This window comes from Fundidesulfovibrio soli, assembly GCF_022808695.1.
Lineage (GTDB): Bacteria > Desulfobacterota > Desulfovibrionia > Desulfovibrionales > Desulfovibrionaceae > Fundidesulfovibrio > Fundidesulfovibrio soli.
Genome location: NZ_JAKZKW010000016.1, coordinates 15,067 through 35,109 on the forward strand (window position 1 = coordinate 15,067; position 20,043 = coordinate 35,109).

Here is a 20,043-nt window from a genome sequence, read left to right on the forward strand (position 1 = left end):
GAGGGTGCGGCGGGCTAGTTGCCCACCTCGTCCATGTTGCCGAACTTCACGCCCTTCTGGATGGACTCCAGGTCAAGCGGGTAGGCCACCACGATGGTCCGCCTGTTCTTGATCCCTGCGGGGCCGGGGAAGGTGTTCATGCACACCACAAGGTTCTGGACCTTGCTCTGGTCGATGTCGGCCACGTCGTAGCCCACGATGGTGCCCTTGAGGCGGCGGGTCTTCCACTTGAGGTTCAGGCCCACGCCGTCCCAGCCCAGGGAGTGGATCTCGCCCTGGGAGAAGAGGCGGAAGTTCTCGAAGAACTGGGAGGCCACGGAGATGTTGCGGCTCACCAGCAGCTCGGACTTCTTGTCGTTGCCGAGGATGGCGGGCACCAGCGGCAGCGGGATGTAGTAGTAGCTCCAGAGGTAGTTCTCGTTGGGGGCGGCGGTGGGGGGCATGAGGCTGTCATGCTCGATGCCCATGCTGGACCCGGCGTACTGCTCCTCGGTCTTGGCGATGGCGTCGTTGCGGCCGCTGTACACTTCCAGGCGGTCGTTGTCGTCGAGCACCACCAGCTTGTATCCGGCCTCCTCGGGCAGGTAGGCGAAGTTGAAGGGGTTGGCCTTGTGCGGCAGGCTCAGGCGCGGGCCGGCGGTCAGGACGCCGTTGGCGTAGCTCATTTCGTGCACGCCGCCGGTGAACACTTCCTTGGAGTCGCCCTTGGCGCCCACGAGCTGCTTCTGGTAGCGCGGGGGCAGCTTCACGGCGGAGAGGTACCAGGGCAGGCGCTCGGCCTCGGCCACCAGCTTGTTGCCCTCAAGGCGCAGGATGGTGGACTGGGGCAGCTTGTTGAAGAAGCCGGAGACCACCAGCTTGTTGCCCTTCTCCGCTCCCAGCGGCAGGATGGAGGCGCGCACCAGCTTCACGCGGGTGGAGCCTTCCCATTTGGCCACCGGGGCCAGCTGCCTCTCCTGGAAGCGGTAGACGTAGACTTCACTGTTGGAGAAGAGCACCACCTCGTTCTGGCCGTCGCCGTCCAGGTCGCCGAGGGCCATGCCGTTGGCGGCGTAGGGCAGGGTCTGGCTGCGCCAGGAGCCGGGGGTGTCGGTGTTGCCCGCGTAGCGGAAATTGGGGTTCAGATAAACCTGCTGGTTCTCGGCGGTCTGGTTGACCACGAAGGCGGGGTTCATCTGGTTCACGGACTGGACGGGCTGCCCGGTCTTGGGGTCGCGGGCGGCCTCGACGCGGTTGAACACCTGGGCGTTGATCTCCCTGGCCAGGCCCTCCATGGTGGGGATCATGGTGTTGAGCTTGGTCTGGGCGCTCTTGGCGGTCAGCTGGCCCTTGGAGTCCAGCACCTTGACGTCGAGGCTGGCGTCGTCGCCGGCGATGGTCATGGAGCCGAACACCGCATAGTCGGCCTTGAGCGCGGCCATGGCGGCCTTGGCCTCGGACTCGGAGCGCGGTGCGGCCTTGACCTTCTGGTCGATGGCGGACTTGTCCGTGGGCTGGAGCTTGCCCTGCCAGGTCAGGCGGGAGACGAGCATGTCCTGCACGCCCTGGGACAGGTAGGCGAATTTTTCGGGGCCGTTCACGGCGAAGGGCAGCACGGCGAAGGTTTTCACCTGGGCCATTGCGGCGGAAGCAGTCAGGAGAAGGGCCAGTGCGGCCAGAAATACCACGCGGGCGCGGATCATGCGGGAACCTCCATGGAGCATGGGCAAGCCAGCCCGGCTCTGCCGGGCGGCAAGGCTGTTAGCATTATCGTACAGGCGAGGCAAAAGAAATGTGTTGGGCCTTCCCGAGGGGTATGGAGGGCTTAATCACGGCACCCCAGTGATATGGACAACATTTCATCATTTTGCTCCCGCCTCCGGACGCCAGGGTTGCTCAACAGACGCTGCCCGAAGCCGTCCGGTTACGCCCGTCGCGCAAGGCGCTTGCCAAGCGTGCGGGCTTGGGCCATGTTGCGGCCGTGGCCCGATCCTTCCGCATCGTCTGCGATCCCGAAGCCGTCCCCCGGGTGGAAGCCCTCCTGGAGGCGCAGGGGTACGCCTTCGAACCCGAACCGTTCAGCCCCTGGTGCCGCAGGCTCACCCACGAGCCCGCGCCCCTCGGCTCGTCCCTGGCGGCCCGTTTCGGGCTGATCTACATCCAGGACCGCTCCTCCATGCTGCCACCCCTGGCGCTGGACCCGCCCCCCGGCTCCGCCGTGCTGGACATGTGCGCCAGCCCGGGCGGCAAGACCTCCTTCCTGGCCCAGCTGGCGGGGCGGGAGGGCTACGTGCTCGGCAACGAGCCCAGCGCCGACCGTCTGGCCACCCTGCGCCAGAACCTGGCCCGCCTGAACCTGGCACAGGCCGTGAGCACGGGCAGCAAGGGGCAGGATCTGGCCCTGCCCCCGGGCGGCTTCTCCTACATCCTGCTGGACCCGCCCTGCAGCGGATGGGGCACCGCGGACAAGAACCCGCAGGTGCTCACCCTCTGGAAGCCGGAGAAGGTGGAGCCGCTGACCTCGCTGCAGCGCGAGCTGCTGGCCAAGGCCGCCTCGCTGCTGGCCCCGGGCGGGCGGCTCCTGTATTCCACCTGCACCACAAACCGCGCCGAAAACGAGGACCAGGCCGTCTGGGCCGCCAGCGAGCTGGGGCTCGAACCCCTGCCCCTGGCCCCGTTCCCGGGGTTTTCCTTCCACGAGCCCCAGGACCCGGCAGCGGCCGGGACCCTGCGCGTCGACGGCGAGAGCTCCGAGGCCCAGGGATTCTATTTGGCGCTGTTCACCAAACCGGAATCGGCCCGGCTCCCGGAAACCGAACCCGAGCCGGAGGAAGCCGCACCCAGGCGGCGCTCCTGGCGCGATCCCCGGGGTGTCGCGGGCAAGGGCCCAGGCTCCGCGCCGGGCACCGCGCCGGACATGCTGGCCAAGGCCCGGGCCGGAGCGCCCGACCTGGCCTGGGACCGGCTGCCCGAAGGCGGCGCCGAGATGTTCAAGGACGAGCTCTGCTTCGTGCCCGGACGCGGCGCGGGGCTGTTGCCCGTGCGGCGCAAGGGGCAGCGCCTCGGGCGCATGGCCGGGGACGGGTTCCGGCCCTGGGCCAGGGCCAGGCTGCTGCTGCCCCCCGCCGGGAGCGGCCCGGAGCTGGACGCGGACGAACCCGAGACGGTGACGGCCCTGCTGGAGGGGCGCAGCATCACCGTGGAGGGAGGCTCGGGCCGCATGGGGCTTTATTTCAGGGGCCTGCCCCTGGGGTTTCTGACCGTGAAGGGCGGCCGCGCCCTCTGGTCCGACAGATGACCGCCCGCCGGGGCTGACCGCCGGGCAAGCACCGACCAGGAACACCATGATACGTTACGCAATGCCTAGAACCCGCCTGCGCCAGTCCGCCAGGAGCGGACCCGCCGAACGCAGGCGCTTCCACTTTCACAGCATCCCCAAGGACATCCGTATGATCGGCATCTACCGTCGTCTTGGACGCCTCTTCGACCCTGTGAGCGGCCGCGCCCTGATCCTCCCTCTGGATCACGGCGTGGGCGAAGGCATGATCCCCGGCCTGGAGGCCGTGGGCAAGCTCACCGAGATGGTCCGGGGGCGCAACGTGCAGGGCGTGGTGCTCAACAAGGGCCCCGCGCGCACCCACGGCGCGGGCCTGCCTCTCGGGCTCTCGCTCATCGTGCAGCTCTCCGGCGGCACCAAGCACGCTCTGCCGCCCTACGGCCGCACCGTGGTCTGCTCCGTGGGCGAGGCCCTGCGCCTGGGCGCGGACGCCGTGAGCCTGCAGATCAACGTGGGCAACGACCTTGAGGACAGAATGCTGGCCGACTTCGGGGCCATGGCCGACGAGGCCCACCTGGCTGGCCTGCCCGTGCTGGCCATCATCCAGCCGCGCGGCGGGCACATCGTCAACGAGCTGGACGCCAGCCTCATCTCCCACTGCATCCGCCTGGGCTCGGAGCTTGGCGCGGACATCGTGGGCGTGCCCTATTCGGGCGACCCGGAGAGCTTCTCCAACGCGGTGGCCTCCTCCGACGCCCCCGTGGTGGTCACCGGCGGGCCGGGGCGAGGCGAGTTCTCACGCTTCCTGGCGGACATCGCCGAGGCCCTCGACTGCGGCGCGGCCGGGCTGTGCGCCGGGCGCAACATCTTCCAGAACGACGACCAGGGCGCGGCCCTGGATCAGGTGGCCGCCCTGGTGCACCAGCGCCCCGAAACGGCCCCCGCCGCCGAGCCTGAAGGCGAGCAGGGCTAACCGCGAAGCCGCGAGGGGTTCCAAGGGGCGAAGCCCCTTGGCCACCGGAGGCCTCCCGTTTGTCTAGGCTCCAGGCGAGGCATCTCCAGGGCCGAACTGCCCGCTGTATTTGAAGAACATCAGCCAGTTCGGCCCTGGAGAGGCCACGCCTGGACCCGCTACGGCTCATCGGGTGAATATATAAGGCCTTTTCGGCTCACCTTCGCGGAATCGACCGTAAACAAAGCCCCTGGGCATGTCCTGCCCGGGGGCTTTTTCCATGGCGGATCAACTGATGTGCGCGGAGTCGCCAGGCAGGAGGCGCCTCCGGCGGCCAAAGGACGAAGTCCTGCTGCGCCCTTTGGAAACCCTTATGGTGACGGTTGTGGTGCGGACGCGCGTGCGATCTCCGGCGCTTCAAGGCTGTGGCGGCAGGTGCCGGATGCCCACCCGGGCCACCCGGGCAGGTCGAGGCCGGTCGCCTTGTACGTTTGCCGGACGGAATGCCCCCAGGAACGCGGGAGAACCGCCCGGCATCGAAGCCTTGTGCCGTCAGCGCCGGCGGCCCGGCCGAAACGCGACGGCGGGCTTCGCCCCCCTTCTGTCGGGGGGGCAGGACGCGGAGCGACGCCCGATGCGGCGTGTGGATTGAGGAGGTTCAGGCGAATCCGAAAGTGGGCATTGGAAAGAGAGGCGGGGGGAACGGGCGGCCGGTTCTGCGGTCCGCCGGGGCTCCCGCTCTGCGGAAGCCCCGGCGGTTCGCCGGCGAATGTCAGGGCTGGGGCGAGCCGCGATTACAGGTAATCGCCCCGGTTGAACTTGATCTGCTCCGTCGCGGCCAGGACTTCCAGTTCGTTGACCATGGAGGAGAGTTGCGGGCTTTGCCCGTCCAGCCCGGGATGCTCGTCCTTGAGCCTTTTCACACCGGTCTGAATGTTTTCGAGGGTGCCGTAGGCTTGGCGCAGCTGGCCTGCGCCGCCGTCCGCCAGCTGTCCGGCATATTTTTCCCATTGACTCAGTAGGCTGTTCACGTTGTCCATCACCGCCTGCCTGTCGCTTGCGGCCTGAACGGCCGTGGTGGGCGAAGTCCCCTGGACGGCCGCCTGGGCGGCAACGGCCTGGGCCAGCCCGGCCGCTCCGGACAGCAGCGGAGCGGCGGCGGACGCCGTCTGGGAGGCCTCGGGGCCACCCACCTCGCGGGCCAGTAACTCCCCGAAACTGACTCCCGCGGCGCCGGCGGCCTTCTGGACCTTGCCCGTCTGTTGTACAGGCGTGATCTGGTCTGTTTGGATCTTCATAGGCTGCATCTCCTCGCCCTGACATGTTCCCTGCCGGGCTTAAGCAAAGCCCTTGCCAAGTTGGTGAACATGTAACGCGTTGAAATCATTGATGCTGGCCGGAGCGGGGGAGGGAATTTTTTGCCTCCCTGCGTATTCCGGGGCCGCGCGCGGCGGCACGGCCCGGACTTGGGGCCAGAACATCCCTAGTACACGGGAAAACCCTTGTCTATCGCCGGTCTGCTTGGCTACACTGCCCGGACCGGAAATTTGCAACAATGGAGGCGGCCATGGCCGAATTCAAGAAGATCCTGTGCGCGGTGGACTTTTCCGACCAAAGCCCCAAGCTGGCCGACTACGCCAAGACCCTGGCCCGCTGCACCGGAGCGAAGCTTCTGTGCGTGTACGTCGCGCCTTCCCTTTCGCAGTACGTGGGCTTCCATGTGCCGCCCAGCTCCATCGAGTCCTTCGTGGGCGAGATCGTGGCCGGGGCCGACACCAGCATGGAGGCCTATCTCAAGGCCCACTTCGCCGGCGCGGACGCCAGCGGCAAGGTCCTGGTGGGCTATCCCGCCGAGGAGATCCTCAATCTGGCCGAGGACGAAAAGGTGGACCTGATCATCATGGGCACCCACGGGCGCACCGGCATCGACCGCATCCTCTTCGGCTCCGTGGCCGAGAAGATCGTCAAGAGCTCCAAGTGCCCCGTGCTGACTATCCGCCCCGAACACCAGGCCGACGAGGATTGATGGTTTTTCCTATGGATCCCAAAGACACGCTGCGCCCCGAGGTGCTGGAGTTCACTCCGTACTCCCCGGGGCTGTCCATCGACGAGATCAAGGAGCGCTACAAGCTGGCCAGCGTCATCAAGCTGGCCAGCAACGAGAACCCCCTGGGAGCCTCCCCGCTGGTGCAGCGGGTGCTCTCGCGCCGCTCCGAGGTGGTGTTCCGCTACCCGCAGTCCGGCAACCCCAGGCTGGTCAAGGCCATCGCCGGGCACCACGGGGTGCCCGTGGAGTGCGTGGTGCCGGGTAACGGCTCCGACGAGATCATCGACCTCTTGCTGCGCGTGAAGGCCCGCCCGGGCGTGGACAACGTGGTGGCCTTCCAGCCCTGCTTCAGCATCTACCGCCTGCAGGCCAAGCTCTGCGGCGTGGAGATGCGTCAGGCCCCCCTGGCGCAGGACTTCCGCTTCCCCTTCGAGTCCATGCTGGAGCTCTGCGACGAGAACACGGCCCTGGTGTTCCTCACCAACCCGGACAACCCGTCCGGGCACGCGGTCAAGGCCGCCGAGATCGCCTACCTGGCCAAGGCCATGCCGCCGCGCGCCCTGCTGGTGGTGGACGAGGCCTACGTGGAGTTCGCCGAGCCCGAGCAGGAATACTCGGTGATGAACCGCCTGGAGAGCCTGCCCAACGTGGTGGTGCTGCGCACCTTCTCCAAGCTCTACGGCCTGGCCGGGCTGCGCCTGGGTTTCGGCGTGATGCCCGCCTGGCTGGCCGACCTGGTCATGCGCGTGCGCCTGCCCTTCAGCGTGAACCTGCTGGCCGAGGCTGCGGGCATGGCCGCCCTGGAGGACACGCACTTCCGCGTGGCCACCCTGGAGACCGTGCGCAAGGGCCGGAGCTGGCTCACGGCCGAGCTTGAGCGCCTGGGCTGCACGGTGCAGCCCTCCCAGGCCAACTTCCTGCTGTTCACGCCGCCAACCGAGGCCAAGGCCCTGTTCGAGGCACTGCTGGCGCGCGGCATCATCATCCGGCCCCTGTCCAGCTACGGCCTGCCGGAGAGCCTGCGCGTGAGCATCGGCAGCGAGCCGGAGAACCGCGCCTTCATCCAGGCCATGTCCGAGATCATGGGCATCCATGACTGAGCCTTCCATCATCACGCTGGACGGCCCCGCCGGGGTGGGCAAGACCACCCTGGCGCGGATGCTGGCCCAGGCCCTGGGCGTGGCCTACCTGGATACCGGGGCCATGTTCCGGGCCACGGCGCTGCGCCTGGGCGAAGGCGGGTGGGACCTGCCCCCGGACGAATTGAACAAGCGGCTGGACGGCCTGGAGTTCGGCCTGAAGGGCGTCGGTTCCGATTCCGTGCTACTGTGCAATGGCGAGCCCGTGGGCGACGAGGTGCGCACGGAGCAGGCGGGCGTCTGGGCCTCCAGGGTGGCGGCCCGGCCCGAGGTGCGCGAGTTCCAGAAGAAGGCCCAGCGGGCCATCGGGGCCAGCGTCTCCCTGGTGGTCGAAGGGCGTGACATGGGCAGCGTGGTCTTCCCCTTGGCCGCCCGCAAGATATTCCTGGACGCGGACCCGCGCGTGCGCGCCCAGCGTCGGGCGGAGCAACTGAAGGCAATGGGCCAGCCCGCCGACCTGGCCGCCATCGAGGCATCCATCCGGGAGCGCGACGAGCGCGACCGCAACCGCCCCATCGCGCCCCTGGCCCCAGCCGAGGACGCCGTCATCGTGGACACCTCGCACCTGACATTGGAGCAAGTGTTCGCGCGCCTCAAGGACCTGACGAGGGCCGGGCGCCCCTAGCCTGGGCTGATTCCGCAGCCTGTTCAAAAAACTCGCCGGCAAGGCGCACGAAAAAGCCAACCCCTCGCGTATGCAACATGCGCGAAGGGTTGGCTTTTTCGAGGCAACGCGGTCAGCGGGGTTTGTTCAACAGGCTGCTAGAGCCCGCTTATCTCCAGAAATCTCTCCAGCATGGCGTTTACCTGGCCGGGCACTTCCAGCGTGAGGAAGTGCCCCGAGCCCACCACTTGGCCGTGCATCAGCTGGGGGCACAGCTCCGACAGCTGCGCAGTGTCGGTCCTGGGCCGCGAGGAGGCCACGTAGAGCATGGGTGCCCGGCAGGCCCGCGCGGCCGCCGCGCCGTCCGCTATGCGCCACTGCTCGAACAGGGCCACGATCACGTGCTGGGGGGTGCGCAGCATGCGCTCCAGGATGGCCTGCTTGCGCTGAGGGTCGTCCATGGGGTCGAAGGCGGCCTCGAAATAGCGCAGGAAGTAGCCCTGCCAGGCCGTGGAGCGCAGTCCGTCCAGCAGGGAGTGGATGCGGCTGGGCCTGCCCGGGGGCGAGAGCACCGTGGAGTCCAGGCAGGCCACGCCGGCCACCAACTCCGGGTGGTGGTGGGCCAGCTCCAGCGCCACCACGCCGCCCATGCTGTGGCCCACGGCGGCCACGGCGCGGCCCGGCGTGCCCTCAAGCCGATCCAGCATGTCCGCCAGGTCCTCCGCCAGTTCCACGAAGGCGTAGCCCTCCTGGGGGGCGTCGCTCTCGCCGTGGCCGCGCAGGTCCGGCGCGATGACCCGCCGCGTCCTCTGGAAATGCTCGATCTGCGGGGTCAGGAAGGTGTGGTCGCAGCTGTTGCCGTGGACGAAGAGCAGCGGCGGGGCGGGGCTGTCCGTGCCGCTGTCGTAGACGTTGAGCGCTGTGCCGTCCCGAAGTGTGACGCGTGCGTATGGCATGTTGCCGGGTGTACCCCCAGGAGGGGGACGGATCAAGCGCCGGGCTGACCGATGGGGATGCGGACCCTGAACACCGCCCCCGGGCCGGATTCCACAGTGAGGCGCCCATGCAGCTGTTCGGTCAGCAGCGTGACGATCTGCAGGCCCAGGGTGTTCGCCCCGGCCAGGTCGAAGTCCGGGGGCAGGCCCGCGCCGTCGTCGGCCACGGTGGCCTCCAGGTGGCCGCCGTCCAGGCTCAGGCGCACCCGCACCTCTCCGACGGACCTGTCCCTGAGCCCGTGCTTGATGGCGTTGGTGACCAGTTCGTTCATGATCAGCCCGAAGGGGATTGCCTTGTCCAGGCTCAGGGACACGTCCGGCAGCTCCATGACAAGGCTGACGTCCCTGCCGGCCATGTAGGTGGCCACCAGCCTGGGCACGAACTGCTCCAGGTAGGCCTTGAGGTCTATCTCGCTGAAATCCCGCGAGTGATAGAGCTGCTCGTGGATCAGAGCCATGGAGGCGATCCGGCCCCTGCCTTCCAGCAGCGCCGCCTTGGCTTCGGGGTTGTTCAACCCCTGCTCCTGGATGCTCAGCAGGCTGGAGATGATCTGGAGGTTGTTTTTCACCCTGTGGTGGATCTCGCGCAGGAGGATGTCCTTCTCCTTGAGGGATGCGGTCATCTCCCGTTCGGCCTGCTTGCGCCCGGTGATGTCGCGGGCCACGCCGATGAGCCGCGGTTCCGGCCCTAGCTCGAAATACGCCACGCGGACTTCGACGGGGAATACCCCGCCGTCCTTGCGGCGATGCTCGGTCTCGAAGGAGGTCGTGCGGTCCTCCGCCATGTGCCGGGAGAACTCCTCGAAGGCTTCCGGCGTGTAGGCGGCATCCAGGTCGGGCACGCTCATGCCGGAGAACTCCTGCCGCGAGAAGCCGGTCTGGCGCAGGGCCTCGTTGTTCACCCCCAGCAGACGGCCCTTGATGTCCGTGAGATAGATGGCGTCGCCGGCGTTTTCGAACACGGCGCGGAAAAGCGCCTCGCTCTCGCGGATTCTCTCCTCCGATTCCCGCAGGGCCAGCTCGGCTGCGTTTCGATGCTGCTCGTGCCGCACAAGCAGCAGGAACATGGTCAGGATGAGGCCGGACCCGGCCAGGAATATCCCGCTGTAGCGGATGGCCGTGCCCCTCGCCGTGCTGGCGAGCGACTGCGCGTACTTGTCCAGGGGCACTGTCACGCTGATGCCGCCGCGGATCTCGCCCAGTTTGTACCCCTGCTTGGCGTGGCACTTCAGGCAGGGCTCCTCCGTGACCATGGGCCGCATGAAGCGCATGACCTCGCGGCCATCGTCCACGGCGAGCTCGTGGAACTCCCCGACGCCCCGCTTGAAGGATTCCAGCGCCTTGGCCTCCCAGGCAGTGGGGGCGTTCGCGGGCCTGATGGGCTCCAGGCTGGTGATGTGGGCCTTAAGCCCGGCGTCCTCGTGCATGACGCCGTGCACCATGCGCGTCATGTAGGCGGGGTTGATCAGGGTGAGCTTCCTGCCCGATTCGGTGACGGGGTCCCTGTCAGGCACGTCGAGGTAGGGGTTCGGAAGCAGGGTCTCGGTTATCTCGGCGTAGAGCCCGCCCATGCGCGCTGCCCAGCGGCGGTAGGTGACGTCCTTCTCGTAGGCCATGCGAGCCTCCACCAGGGCCAGTTCCCTGGTGGATTCCACGTCGTTTCGCAGGGCCATGTAATACAGGTAATATGTGAAGCCGGACCAACACCCGAAGACGACCAGAATCAGCAGGACCAGTCTGCGGGGCGGGTTCATGGGCTGGCCCCTGCACCCGGGGAGCGCGACGAGATGTGGGAGGACCGCGGGCGGAGCTGCCGCGGGCGCGCCCAGGACGCTGGACGGGGCCGCAGGAGGGCGGCCTGTCCTGAGCATGCGGGTCTGGCGCCCGGTATCTGATGCATTGCCCATCCCATGGTGGATTCCGGGGCGCGAAGTGCGGGCGCGCTGTGTATCCTTACCAATATGTTAAGTGAGAACAACTTGTGTTATATAATATCCCACATGCCAGCGGCGGAGTCAATCTGAGGCCGGGGTCCCGTGTTTTACGGCCAGAGCCAACGCGGGCGGCCTCCGGAATCCTCGGCATCGGGCGCCAGTCCGTCGGGGGGACGCCCTGTCCCCAGGGGGGCGCCTTGACAGCCGGAAGCAGGCTGGTATCGAGGGACAATCCCCATCTCCGAGGAGACCGGCGCTGCCGCCGGAAAACGGCGGGCTCGGAGGTGAACCTGTGAAACCCAAGGGGAGGCAGTCATGACCTTGCGCATCAACAGCGAAGCCCCGGACTTCACCGCGGAGACAACGGAGGGCACCATCCGCTTCCACGACTGGATCGGTGACGGCTGGGCGATCCTGTTCTCACACCCCAAGGACTACACACCGGTCTGCACCACCGAACTCGGCTACATGGCCGGCCTCAAGCCGGAATTCGACAAGCGCAACTGCAAGATCATCGGGCTGAGCGTGGACCCGGTGAGCGACCATGTGAAATGGGCCAAGGATATCGAGGAGACCCAGGGGCACGCCGTCACCTATCCGATGATCGGCGACACGGACCTGGCCATCGCGAAGCTCTACGACATGCTCGAGGAGGACGACGGCACCTCGGCGCAGGGACGCACGGCGGCCAACAACGCCACCGTCCGCTCCGTGTTCCTCATCGGGCCTGACAAGAGGATCAAGGCCATGCTCACCTATCCGATGAGCTCCGGCCGAAACTTCGACGAGGTGCTGCGGCTTCTCGATTCGTGCCAGCTCACGGCCAGACACAAGGTGGCCACGCCGGTCAACTGGAAACAGGGCGAGGACGTCATCATCATTCCCTCGGTCTCCGACGCCGAGGCCAAGGAAAAGTACCCGGCCGGCTGGAAGGCGCCGAAACCCTACATCCGGATCGTGGCGCAGCCGAAATAGGGCCGTTCCCCTGCCGCCTGGGAGCGCCCCGGGCGGGGGAGCGGAACCCGCGGCCCATGCCCCGGTGAGGCGGCCCCAGGGCGGCCCGGCCCGAACCGGCCGTACTCACAGGGGAAAAAAATATGGATCCCGATCCTTCCGGGATCACGGCGATTTTGTGACAGACGCCGCTAAAGGGCCTTCCGGGCGGGAGATTATTTTCTTGCGAGGGGCTGTGGGTGGGGTATGAGGGAATCAATGCTGAAGGCGGTCTTCGGCAGGCGTCGGAACGGCAACGGAGGGTAGCGGTCGTTAATTCCAGGCACCATAACGGGCGAGTGAGCGCCCCAGCGAGGATTCGTCGAAGCGCGCCCCAGTCCCCCGAGAGACTGCGGGGACCCTGCCGGGAAACGGCAAGCGCAACAAGGCGGATCCTCTTTTTTTGCCTCCCCGCGCCTTACTCTCCCTTGGCGGCTTTCCTGGCGGCCTTGGCGCGGGCGGCGGCCTCCTTCTTCTTGAGCAGCGGACGGATGGCCTCCATGGCCAGATACAGCTCCCTGCTGACCCAGGCGTCGGTTGCCGCGTAGCAGACCTGCGCGGGGCTCAGACAGCTGGCCTCCCAGTTGGTCAGCCGGGCCTTCTTGGAGACGCGCAACCCCAGAAGGCCCGCCGCCAGGTTGCGCAGCCCCGTCACGGGCCAGCCGAACTTCTTGGCCCACTCCCCCACATCCTCGAAACGTTTCGGCGCCACGGGGCCCAGCTTGCCCAGGGCGGTGAGGTCGTCGCGCACGGCCACCCCGGCCTTGACCACGGCTTCGTTCCCAAGAACGGCCGTCAGCTCGCTCCAGGCCGCGAAGGCTCCGGGGCGCACCAGCACCACCAGCTCGGCCCCGGCCAGCTGCACCAGGGAGGGCAGGTAGTTGACCCCGCGCTTGAACGTGGGGCGCGTTTCGGTGTCGAAGCCCAGCACGGCCTCTCCGCCCAGGCGCTCCAGTGCGCGAAGGGCCTCGTCCGGGGTCTGTGCGATGACGACCTCGCCCTCGTAGCGCGCCTGTGGCAGGGCGGCCAACTCTTCGGGCAGCATGGCGCGGGGTGGTTCGAAGGGGGTGTTCATGGCGTCACTGCTCCATGGGCAGAGCGGAAGGAGGGGGTGGTTGGGTGAAATAGCGCTCCACGAACTCGTCGATGACGATGTCGGGCTTCTCATCCAGGATGATCTGGGGCTTGAAGCCGCGCACGTGCACCGCGTCCGTGGGGAAGGGCCAGACGAACACCATGCGCGAGAAGTGTTCAGCCAGGAAGGGGATGACCTCGTGCACGAAGGAGTCGCGGAGAACCACGGTCCTGGGCAGGGAGGCGTCCTCGTTCTCGTAGATGGAGAGCGGCTGGAACTCGTTGAGCCCGGCCTCGCGGCCGGTGGTCTCCCGGGCCTTGCGCGGCGAGAGCGGCTCCATGGTCACCACGTTCTCGGTGTAGATGTCGCTCATGGCGATCATGCCGGCCAGGCCGCCCTTGAGGCCCGGGCGCTCGCCCACCGCGTAGTCCGAAAGCGGCGCGGGCTTGAGGTTCGGGAAGTATTTTTGGAGCCTGGACGCGATCTCCTGGTAGGCGAAGAAGGCGCCGAACGGCGTCCAGTGACTGTCCGTGCGGTAGAATGCGGTGCCATTGGCCCGGGCCTCGCGCAGTGCGGGGCGCAGGTCCACCACGTCGATGCCAGCGCTGGTCAGGGCCTGGACCATCTGGTCCATCTTGTTGAAAGGCCGGGCCTTGGTGAAGCGCTTCGGGATGTAATCCGGGTAGATGCTCACCTTGTTGGGGGCCACCACCACCATGTAGCGGATGCCTTTCTCGGCCAGCCAGTCGCGCCGGGTGCGGAAGATGTTCACCCAGATGTCGAGCTGCCCGGGAGTCAGCGGGACGGTCACGCGCCAGTCGTTGACGACGTTGAGCTGCGGGTTCTCCTGGGCCAGGTAGAGCCAGTCGTCGTTGCCCGCCAGCACCGGGTCCCACGGCATGGAGGCCTTGAGCACCCGCACGTCGAGCAGCTGCTCCCAGCGCACCAGCACCCTGCGCAGGCCGAAGTTGCGGTCCAGCCAGTTGCGCCGCAGCTTGTAGATCACCTGCCCCACGGTGGGGAAGTCCATGCTGAAGCTGGGCATGGGGTTGGTATCGCTCTCCTGAAGGGGCACTTCGGGGTTGATCTTGAGGATGTTGGCCGTCACGGGCACGAGGATGGCCCCGATGAACACGATGGAGACCATCACTGCGACGATTCTGCTCGCCCTGCTGTTGGCTGTGTTGCCCATGCTCAGAACTGGAAATAGATGAAAGGATTGTGCGTGCCGCTGGCCAGCGCCATGCAGGAGAGCAGCAGGATTGAGGGCATGGCCACCAGGCCGGTGAGGGCGTCGACAAAGGGGCCGTAGAAGAAGCTGCCGGTGCGCTCCAGCATACGCGTGCGCCAGGCGGCCAGCCAGGGGATCACGGGCGCGGAGCCGACCACGGCCAGCACCAGCACGATGGCGACCTTGGGGTTGATGAACAGGCCGGGGTGCCACTCCATGCCGGTGCCGGTGCCCAGCCCCGCCATGGCCTTGAGGAAGGCAGTGGCCTGATCCAGGTTTTCGGCCCGGAAGAACACCCAGCCCACCATGACCACCAGCATGGTGTATGCGTGGGCCAGCGGGCTCCATGCCTTGTCCATCCAGGCCCCGAAGCGGGTGCGCTCCAGGCCCAGGAAGAAACCGTGGAACAGGCCCCAGATGATGAAGCTCCAGCTGGCTCCGTGCCACAGCCCGCACAGGAAGAAGACCAGCACCAGGTTGAAGGTGACGCGCGCGTTGGAGCAGCGGTTGCCCCCCAGCGGAATGTAGAGGTAGTCGCGGTACCAGGTGGAGAGCGAGATGTGCCAGCGCCGCCAGAACTCGCGGATGTTGCGGGAGATGTAGGGGTAGTTGAAGTTCTCCAGGAACTTGAAGCCGAACATGTGCGCCAGGCCGATGGCCATGTCGGAGTATCCGGAGAAGTCGAAATAGATCTGCAGGGTGTAGTAGAGCACGCCCAGCCAGGCCACGGAGGTGGTCAGCTGGTCGGCGGGCACGGCGAAAATCTTGTCGGCGGGCAGGGCCACCACGTTGGCGATGAGCACCTTCTTGCCCAGGCCGGTGACGAAGCGCTGCACGCCGTAGGCGAAGCGCTCCACGGTGACGGTGCGCCCGGAGAGCTGGCTCGCGATGTCCTTGTAGCGGACGATGGGGCCGGCCACCAGCTGCGGGAACAGGGCGATGTAGAGCGCCAGCTGGCCGAGCGAGGCGTTGGGCGGGGTCTGCCGGCGGTAGATGTCCATCAGGTAGGAGATGCAGTGGAACGTGAAGAAGGAGACGCCGATGGGCAGGTGGACCTTGCCCACGTCGATGGGCTGCAGCCCCAGCGGTATCACCCCGAAATGATTGAGGTTGTCAACGATGAAGTTGGTGTATTTGAAGACCACCAGCAGGGTGATGTTGAAGGCGATGGCCAGCCCGATCTGAAGTTTGGCCGAGGAGGTGCGGTGGGCGTTGTGCACCCAAAGCCCGAACCAGAAGTTGGCCAGGATCGAGATGGCCATGACGATGGTGTAGGCCCCCTCGCCCCAGGCGTAGAACACGAAGCTGGCCGCCAGCAGCAGGGTGTTGCGAATCTTGAGGGTGGATGCGCCGACATAGTAGAGCAGCAGCACCAGTGGCAGAAAATAGAAAAGAAATGATGCGGAACTGAAGACCATGCGATCCTGCGGTGTATGGACGATTTGATGCTTGCCCGATGGGTGGTTGCCCCTTACCCGATGGACGGGCTTTTGACAACTCCCGCCCCGGGAGGCTAGCAACCGGGCCGAAGGAGTCGCCCATGCACAACGATTCGCCGCGCATCGCCGTGGCCAGCCCCGCCTCCGTGGCCGGTGCCTGGCAGAAGGCCGCCCTGACCGCGCTGGGTCCGGCGGGCATCCCCGTGGCCCTGCCGGGGGCCGCCGTCAGCCGGCCGTGGCTGCCAGCGCCCTGGGGCCTGTTCCTGCGCCGGGATACGTCCGCGACCGAAGCCGCTTGCCTCGCCGCGCCCGAAGCCTCGGGCGCGGACCTGCTGCTGTGTCCCCCCGGATACCGGGACGGTGCGCGACTGGCGGCCGATTTTCCGCTGGGCGTCCTCGAAGTGGAGGCCTTCCACCCCGCCCTGGCTGGCGACGGCGCGCTGGAGGGGCGCGTGCTCTGGCGCAGAGCCACCGCCCCGGGCAGGCTGGAGACGCGCCTGGCCGCAAGCGTGGCCACCTGCATGGAAGGCCCCCTGCCCGGAGGCTGGGCCGCCAACCATCTGGCCAAGCTCTCCCGCGCGCCCGCCGGAATTCTGGCGCGCATGGGCGCGAACCCCGAAACGTTGTGGAATGCCTGCCCGCCCTGCGAGCCGCTGCCGTCCTTCAATCCTTCGGCTTGGGACTGGCTCCGCTTCGCCGCCGATCTGGCCCGCTGGGGCCTGACCCGCGCCTGGCAGGACCTCCTCCACCGCCGCCAGTGGTTCCTGGCCGTGCGCCCGGGCGGCGGCGACCCCTTGAATCCGGGCTTCTCCACGCGGCCCTTCACGCCCCTGTATCCGCCCAAGGGCACGGGTTGGGCCGACCCGCTGTTCTTCAGCAGAGGCGGGCGGAGCTGGCTGTTCATCGAAGAGATACCACCCTCGGGCCGGGGCGTGATCAGCGTGATGGACTTCGACGGCAAGGCCTTCGGCCCGCCACGGCGCGTGCTGGAGGAGCCCTTCCACCTCTCCTACCCCAACGTGTTCGAGCACGGGGGCGAGGTTTACATGCTGCCCGAGACCTCGCAGGCCGGGCAGGTGCGGCTCTACCGGGCCACGGACTTCCCCGGCGGCTGGGTGCTGGACAGGGTGCTCCTGGAGGGCCTGCGCGCCGTGGACGCCACCCTGGTGGAGCACGGCGGCTCCTGGTGGCTCATGGCCAACGTGCGCGGGGAGCGCGGCTCCTCCTGGGACGAACTGCACCTCTACAAGGGGGCCTCACCCCTGGGGCCGTTCGCGCCGCACAGGCTCAACCCCGTGGTGTCGGACGTGCGGCGCGCCAGGCCCGCGGGCCGCATCGCCCGCGCGGGCGGGCGGCTGGTGCGCTACGGGCAGGACTGCTCGGGCTGGTACGGCCGGGCACTGGCCGTGATGGAGATCACCCGCCTGGACGACGACGGCTACGAGGAGAGGCCCCTGGCCCGCCTGGAGCCGGGGCTCATCGAGGGCGGCAGCTTCTGCCTCCATACTTTTGACGCCTTGCCCGGTCACGCCCCGGCGGGAGGATCACTGGCCGATGACGCCCAACCCGGGCTTGAGGTCGTTGACGGGCAGCGGCGCATTCCTCTTTGGCGCTGAGGCGTCCGGCGCCGGAGGCGGCCCGTACGATACGATGGAGATCAGCTCGCAGACCACGCCGCGCTTGGTTCCGCGAACGTCCGTGACCATGAGCTTCACGGACTGGCCTTCGGCCAGCCCGGCCTTGGTGGCTTCGCCCTGCTGCTGCAGGGGCACGTTCACTGCCACGGTCTGCCCGTCGTACTCCACCCCGAAGCCCACCACCACGCCGTTCTTCTCCGACACCTGGTTGATGACCCCCTCCAGCGGGGAGGGCTTGAGCGGGTCCGTCTTGCCGAACGTGATGAGCAGCGCCAGGGCCACGGCGCAGGCAAAGGCGAAATATTTGGCCGAACGCAACTCGGCGTACTGCATGTCTCCCTCTCTTGTTGGACAAATTGGCCTGTTCCTTGCTAATAATTATTACAGGCAAGGAGGCCGTTATGATCGTCAAGCCAAATCAAACCGTCGCATCGAATGCGACCAGGCCGTGGAGCGCCGATCGCCTGCATCCTCTGGACATGGAGGACGTGGCCCTTTCCAGCGAGGCGTTGCGCGTCCTCGGCGATGCCGCCAGGAAACTTCTGTCCCGGGTTGGGGTCAAAGAGACCTCCCTGGCCCGGATGATCAAGGTGTTCTGCGCGAAAGTGTATTGGAACGAGAGCGACGGGGGCCTGCTCCTCTGCGGCGAGCTGGACGGCAAGATGGTCTGCCTGCCCGTGCCGGCCGGGCACTGGGAGGTGGCCGTGAGCGGCCCGGCGCACTGAGCGCGCGCTGAACGTTTTTTCCGGGCGGAGGCGCTTCCGGCGCGCGTCCCGCCCGCGGGAATATAATGCCGCCTCCGGCGGGGGGAAGGGGGGCCTGAAACGGCGAGGCCGCCCGGCTATTTCTCCCGCTTCTTGACCTCGTCCCAGAGGGCGTCCCAGTCCGACAGCTGGAAGTCCGCAGTGTTCAGGCCGCGCTCGGCGGCCAGGGCCTCCATGGCCTCGAAGCGGGCCAGGAAGCGGGCGTTGGCGCCCTCCAGGGCGGAGTTGGCCTTCACGCCCAGCCTGCGCCCGTACTCCACGACGCAGAAAAGATAATCCCCGTACTCGGCCTCCACGCGCGCCTGATCCCCGGCGGCGAGGGCCTCCTGCAGCTCCTGCCACTCGCGGCCCATCTGGGCGGCCTGCGCCGCGTCGTCCTCCCAGGTGAAGTGGTGGCGGGCGGCCTTGGCGTTGAGGCGGTAGGCCTTGAGCAGCGGGGGCAGGCCCTTGGGCAGGGAGGCGAATACGCCCTCCTTGTTGTCCTTCTCCTGGCGCTTGATGCGCTCCCAGTTGCGCAGCAGCTCCTCCTGGTTCTCCACGTTCAGGCCCTCGAACACGTGGGGGTGGCGGCGGATCATCTTGGCCGCGATGGCGTCGATGGAGTCGGCCAGGGTGAAGGAGCCCTTGTTCTCGTAGAGCGCGCCCAGGAAGCAGAGCAGGAAGAGCACGTCGCCCAGCTCCTCCATGGTGCCGTGTTCGTCGCCGGCGCGGATGGCTTCCACCAGCTCGTGGGCTTCCTCGATCACGTAGTCGCAGAGGGTCTCGGGGGTCTGCTTGCGGTCCCAGGGGCAGCCCTCGGGGCCAAGCAGCGTGGAAACGACCTGGCGCAGCTTGGCCAGGGAGTCGCCTGTATTGGGCATGGGAATATCCTTATATGGTGCTTTTCTTCTGGCCCTGGGGCTTGGCGGGGGCGGGCGCGGGCGGCGGGGCGGGAGGCTCCACCACCTTCTTCTGGGGCGCCACCGGCGGGGGGGTGAGGCTCTTGAGCTTCTGCTTCCAGTCCGGCGGGATGTAATCGGAGATGAAGGCGTCCACCTTCTCCAGCACCGGCACCAGCTTGGAGCTGGCCATGAACTCGGGCCGGGGCAGGAGCGCCGTCCAGACCCAGAGCACCACCGCCGTGAGCAGCACGCCCTTGGCCAGGCCGAAGAATCCGCCGAAGAACTTGTTGGCCCAGTCGATGAGCGTGAGCTTCATCAGCCCCGTGATGCCCATCACGATCAGCGAGCAGGCGATCATGGTGCCCACGAAAATGATGATGAACGCGGCCGGACCGGCGAAGGCCGGGTTGGAGACAAGAGGCGTGATATGCGGGGAGAGCTGCGGCGAATAGGCCACGGCCAGCTTGAAGCCGAACACCAGCGCCAGGATGGAGGCCGCCTCCTTGACGAGGCCCCGCAGGTACCCCCTGAAAAAGAAGAAGCCCCAGATGATGAGCAGGGCGAGATCGGCGATGTTCACGCCGGAGGCGTATCAGGTTTTTCAGCGGGAGGCAAAAGGGGGACTACAGCGCCCCCTCCAGCGTGAGCAGCCACTTCTTCATCTCGAGCCCCGGGCCGAAGCCGCCCAGTCCGCCGCCGGAAGCCAGCACCCGGTGGCAGGGGTAGATCAGAGGCCAGCGGTTGTTTGCCATCACCTGCCCGACGGCCCGCGCCGCGCCAGGGCTGCCGCAGGCCGCGGCCAGCCCGCCGTAGCTCACCACCTGCCCGGCGGGGACGCGGATAAGCTCCTCCAGCACGCGGCGCTTGAAGCGGGGCATCCCCTCCAGCTCGATGGGCAGCCCGGGCCAGTCCACGCGCTCCCCGGCCACGTAGCGGTCCAGGGCCTTGGCCAGCTCGCGGCCCATCTGGGTCACGGGGCGGGGCGCGTCCCCCGGGGCGGACCAGGAGAGCGAGATATTCCGGAGCTTGCCGTCGCTCCAGGCCAGGTCCAGGCGCAGCGGGGCCGACACGAGCGTTTCGGTGAGGATCATTACGG

Annotated in this window: 19 protein-coding genes; 8 read left to right on the forward strand and 11 right to left on the reverse strand. The window is 67.5% G+C overall.

Annotated features, from left to right (window positions below; translation table 11 throughout):
- Positions 1–14: 14 nt before the first annotated feature.
- A complete protein-coding gene (locus MLE18_RS13210) occupies positions 15–1,682 on the reverse strand; it encodes a VCBS repeat-containing protein (protein ID WP_243439271.1) in 1,668 nt (555 codons plus the stop codon).
- Between the two features lie 278 nt (positions 1,683–1,960).
- On the opposite strand from MLE18_RS13210, the gene MLE18_RS13215 reads away from it, so the two are divergent.
- Together MLE18_RS13215 and MLE18_RS13220 are read left to right on the forward strand one after the other, a co-directional pair.
- Positions 1,961–3,277, forward strand: a complete 1,317-nt coding sequence (locus MLE18_RS13215) for an RsmB/NOP family class I SAM-dependent RNA methyltransferase (RefSeq protein ID WP_243439272.1) — start codon at positions 1,961–1,963, stop codon at positions 3,275–3,277.
- 61 nt (positions 3,278–3,338) lie between these two features.
- Positions 3,339–4,229 (forward strand): class I fructose-bisphosphate aldolase, encoded by an 891-nt coding sequence (locus tag MLE18_RS13220; RefSeq protein WP_243439273.1) that lies wholly within the window; start codon positions 3,339–3,341, stop codon positions 4,227–4,229.
- Between the two features lie 773 nt (positions 4,230–5,002).
- Here the strand turns inward: MLE18_RS13220 and MLE18_RS13225 are convergent.
- Positions 5,003–5,506, reverse strand: coding sequence for a hypothetical protein (locus MLE18_RS13225; protein ID WP_243439274.1), 504 nt, complete (start codon positions 5,504–5,506; stop codon positions 5,003–5,005).
- A gap of 269 nt (positions 5,507–5,775) precedes the next feature.
- On the opposite strand from MLE18_RS13225, the gene MLE18_RS13230 reads away from it, so the two are divergent.
- From MLE18_RS13230 to cmk, 3 genes are read left to right on the forward strand one after another with little or no spacing between them, the layout of a single operon-like run.
- Positions 5,776–6,234: a universal stress protein gene (locus MLE18_RS13230; RefSeq protein ID WP_243439275.1), complete on the forward strand. Its 459-nt coding sequence runs from the start codon at positions 5,776–5,778 to the stop codon at positions 6,232–6,234.
- An 11-nt stretch (positions 6,235–6,245) separates the two neighbouring features.
- Entirely contained in the window at positions 6,246–7,355 is a 1,110-nt protein-coding gene (gene hisC / locus MLE18_RS13235; RefSeq protein WP_243439276.1) for a histidinol-phosphate transaminase, read from the forward strand.
- Complete coding sequence (cmk, locus tag MLE18_RS13240) at positions 7,348–8,019, forward strand: (d)CMP kinase (RefSeq protein WP_243439277.1); 672 nt, start codon at positions 7,348–7,350, stop codon at positions 8,017–8,019. The genes hisC and cmk overlap by 8 nt, the downstream gene beginning before the upstream one ends.
- Positions 8,020–8,156: 137 nt before the next feature.
- Here the strand turns inward: cmk and MLE18_RS13245 are convergent, their stop codons facing one another.
- A complete protein-coding gene (locus MLE18_RS13245; RefSeq protein ID WP_243439278.1) occupies positions 8,157–8,954 on the reverse strand; it encodes an alpha/beta fold hydrolase in 798 nt (265 codons plus the stop codon).
- A 32-nt stretch (positions 8,955–8,986) separates the two neighbouring features.
- Positions 8,987–10,747 carry a histidine kinase dimerization/phosphoacceptor domain -containing protein gene (locus MLE18_RS13250; RefSeq protein WP_243439279.1) on the reverse strand — a complete coding sequence of 587 codons (1,761 nt, stop codon included), beginning with the start codon at positions 10,745–10,747 and terminating at the stop codon, positions 8,987–8,989.
- Positions 10,748–11,242: 495 nt separating this feature from the next.
- On the opposite strand from MLE18_RS13250, the gene MLE18_RS13255 reads away from it, so the two are divergent.
- Positions 11,243–11,902 (forward strand): peroxiredoxin, encoded by a 660-nt coding sequence (locus MLE18_RS13255; RefSeq protein ID WP_243439280.1) that lies wholly within the window; start codon positions 11,243–11,245, stop codon positions 11,900–11,902.
- A gap of 436 nt (positions 11,903–12,338) precedes the next feature.
- Here the strand turns inward: MLE18_RS13255 and MLE18_RS13260 are convergent, their stop codons facing one another.
- The 3 genes from MLE18_RS13260 to MLE18_RS13270 are packed head-to-tail and all read right to left on the reverse strand — an operon-like array spanning position 12,339 to position 15,644.
- The gene (locus tag MLE18_RS13260) at positions 12,339–12,995 is read right to left on the reverse strand and encodes a 3'-5' exonuclease (protein ID WP_243439281.1); all 657 of its coding nucleotides are present in this window, start codon (positions 12,993–12,995) and stop codon (positions 12,339–12,341) included.
- A gap of 4 nt (positions 12,996–12,999) precedes the next feature.
- Positions 13,000–14,187, reverse strand: coding sequence for an alginate O-acetyltransferase AlgX-related protein (locus MLE18_RS13265; RefSeq protein WP_243439282.1), 1,188 nt, complete (start codon positions 14,185–14,187; stop codon positions 13,000–13,002).
- A gap of 2 nt (positions 14,188–14,189) precedes the next feature.
- Positions 14,190–15,644, reverse strand: coding sequence for an MBOAT family O-acyltransferase (locus MLE18_RS13270; protein WP_243439283.1), 1,455 nt, complete (start codon positions 15,642–15,644; stop codon positions 14,190–14,192).
- 122 nt (positions 15,645–15,766) lie between these two features.
- Between MLE18_RS13270 and MLE18_RS13275 the strand changes: the two genes are divergently transcribed.
- Positions 15,767–17,281 (forward strand): glucosamine inositolphosphorylceramide transferase family protein, encoded by a 1,515-nt coding sequence (locus MLE18_RS13275; RefSeq protein ID WP_243439284.1) that lies wholly within the window; start codon positions 15,767–15,769, stop codon positions 17,279–17,281.
- Here MLE18_RS13275 and MLE18_RS13280 read toward each other — a convergent pair.
- Positions 17,210–17,635, reverse strand: a complete 426-nt coding sequence (locus tag MLE18_RS13280) for a hypothetical protein (RefSeq protein ID WP_243439285.1) — start codon at positions 17,633–17,635, stop codon at positions 17,210–17,212. The two genes, MLE18_RS13275 and MLE18_RS13280, sit on opposite strands and share 72 nt — an antisense overlap.
- Positions 17,636–17,703: 68 nt before the next feature.
- On the opposite strand from MLE18_RS13280, the gene MLE18_RS13285 reads away from it, so the two are divergent.
- Complete coding sequence (locus tag MLE18_RS13285; protein ID WP_243439286.1) at positions 17,704–18,027, forward strand: hypothetical protein; 324 nt, start codon at positions 17,704–17,706, stop codon at positions 18,025–18,027.
- Positions 18,028–18,143: 116 nt separating this feature from the next.
- Here MLE18_RS13285 and mazG read toward each other — a convergent pair whose 3' ends face one another.
- The 3 genes from mazG to MLE18_RS13300 are packed head-to-tail and all read right to left on the reverse strand — an operon-like array spanning position 18,144 to position 20,038.
- Positions 18,144–18,926 (reverse strand): nucleoside triphosphate pyrophosphohydrolase, encoded by a 783-nt coding sequence (gene mazG / locus MLE18_RS13290; RefSeq protein ID WP_243439287.1) that lies wholly within the window; start codon positions 18,924–18,926, stop codon positions 18,144–18,146.
- A 10-nt stretch (positions 18,927–18,936) separates the two neighbouring features.
- Positions 18,937–19,527: a CvpA family protein gene (locus MLE18_RS13295; RefSeq protein WP_243439288.1), complete on the reverse strand. Its 591-nt coding sequence runs from the start codon at positions 19,525–19,527 to the stop codon at positions 18,937–18,939.
- A 43-nt stretch (positions 19,528–19,570) separates the two neighbouring features.
- The gene (locus MLE18_RS13300) at positions 19,571–20,038 is read right to left on the reverse strand and encodes a methylated-DNA--[protein]-cysteine S-methyltransferase (RefSeq protein WP_243439289.1); all 468 of its coding nucleotides are present in this window, start codon (positions 20,036–20,038) and stop codon (positions 19,571–19,573) included.
- Positions 20,039–20,043: the final 5 nt, after the last annotated feature.

Excerpts from the sequence above, each read along its gene's own strand:
- MLE18_RS13230 (WP_243439275.1), top strand. The coding sequence starts at position 5,776 with ATGGCCGAATTCAAGAAGATCCTGTGCGCGGTGGACTTTTCCGACCAA.
- MLE18_RS13285 (WP_243439286.1), top strand. The coding sequence starts at position 17,704 with ATGATCGTCAAGCCAAATCAAACCGTCGCATCGAATGCGACCAGGCCG.
- MLE18_RS13250 (WP_243439279.1), bottom strand. The coding sequence starts at position 10,747 with ATGAACCCGCCCCGCAGACTGGTCCTGCTGATTCTGGTCGTCTTCGGG.
- MLE18_RS13210 (WP_243439271.1), bottom strand. The coding sequence starts at position 1,682 with ATGATCCGCGCCCGCGTGGTATTTCTGGCCGCACTGGCCCTTCTCCTG.
- MLE18_RS13255 (WP_243439280.1), top strand. The coding sequence starts at position 11,243 with ATGACCTTGCGCATCAACAGCGAAGCCCCGGACTTCACCGCGGAGACA.
- MLE18_RS13300 (WP_243439289.1), bottom strand. The coding sequence starts at position 20,038 with ATGATCCTCACCGAAACGCTCGTGTCGGCCCCGCTGCGCCTGGACCTG.
- hisC (WP_243439276.1), top strand. The coding sequence starts at position 6,246 with ATGGATCCCAAAGACACGCTGCGCCCCGAGGTGCTGGAGTTCACTCCG.
- MLE18_RS13280 (WP_243439285.1), bottom strand. The coding sequence starts at position 17,635 with ATGCAGTACGCCGAGTTGCGTTCGGCCAAATATTTCGCCTTTGCCTGC.
- MLE18_RS13260 (WP_243439281.1), bottom strand. The coding sequence starts at position 12,995 with ATGAACACCCCCTTCGAACCACCCCGCGCCATGCTGCCCGAAGAGTTG.
- MLE18_RS13265 (WP_243439282.1), bottom strand. The coding sequence starts at position 14,187 with ATGGGCAACACAGCCAACAGCAGGGCGAGCAGAATCGTCGCAGTGATG.
- cmk (WP_243439277.1), top strand. The coding sequence starts at position 7,348 with ATGACTGAGCCTTCCATCATCACGCTGGACGGCCCCGCCGGGGTGGGC.
- MLE18_RS13225 (WP_243439274.1), bottom strand. The coding sequence starts at position 5,506 with ATGAAGATCCAAACAGACCAGATCACGCCTGTACAACAGACGGGCAAG.
- MLE18_RS13275 (WP_243439284.1), top strand. The coding sequence starts at position 15,767 with ATGCACAACGATTCGCCGCGCATCGCCGTGGCCAGCCCCGCCTCCGTG.
- MLE18_RS13270 (WP_243439283.1), bottom strand. The coding sequence starts at position 15,644 with ATGGTCTTCAGTTCCGCATCATTTCTTTTCTATTTTCTGCCACTGGTG.
- mazG (WP_243439287.1), bottom strand. The coding sequence starts at position 18,926 with ATGCCCAATACAGGCGACTCCCTGGCCAAGCTGCGCCAGGTCGTTTCC.
- MLE18_RS13245 (WP_243439278.1), bottom strand. The coding sequence starts at position 8,954 with ATGCCATACGCACGCGTCACACTTCGGGACGGCACAGCGCTCAACGTC.
- MLE18_RS13220 (WP_243439273.1), top strand. The coding sequence starts at position 3,339 with ATGCCTAGAACCCGCCTGCGCCAGTCCGCCAGGAGCGGACCCGCCGAA.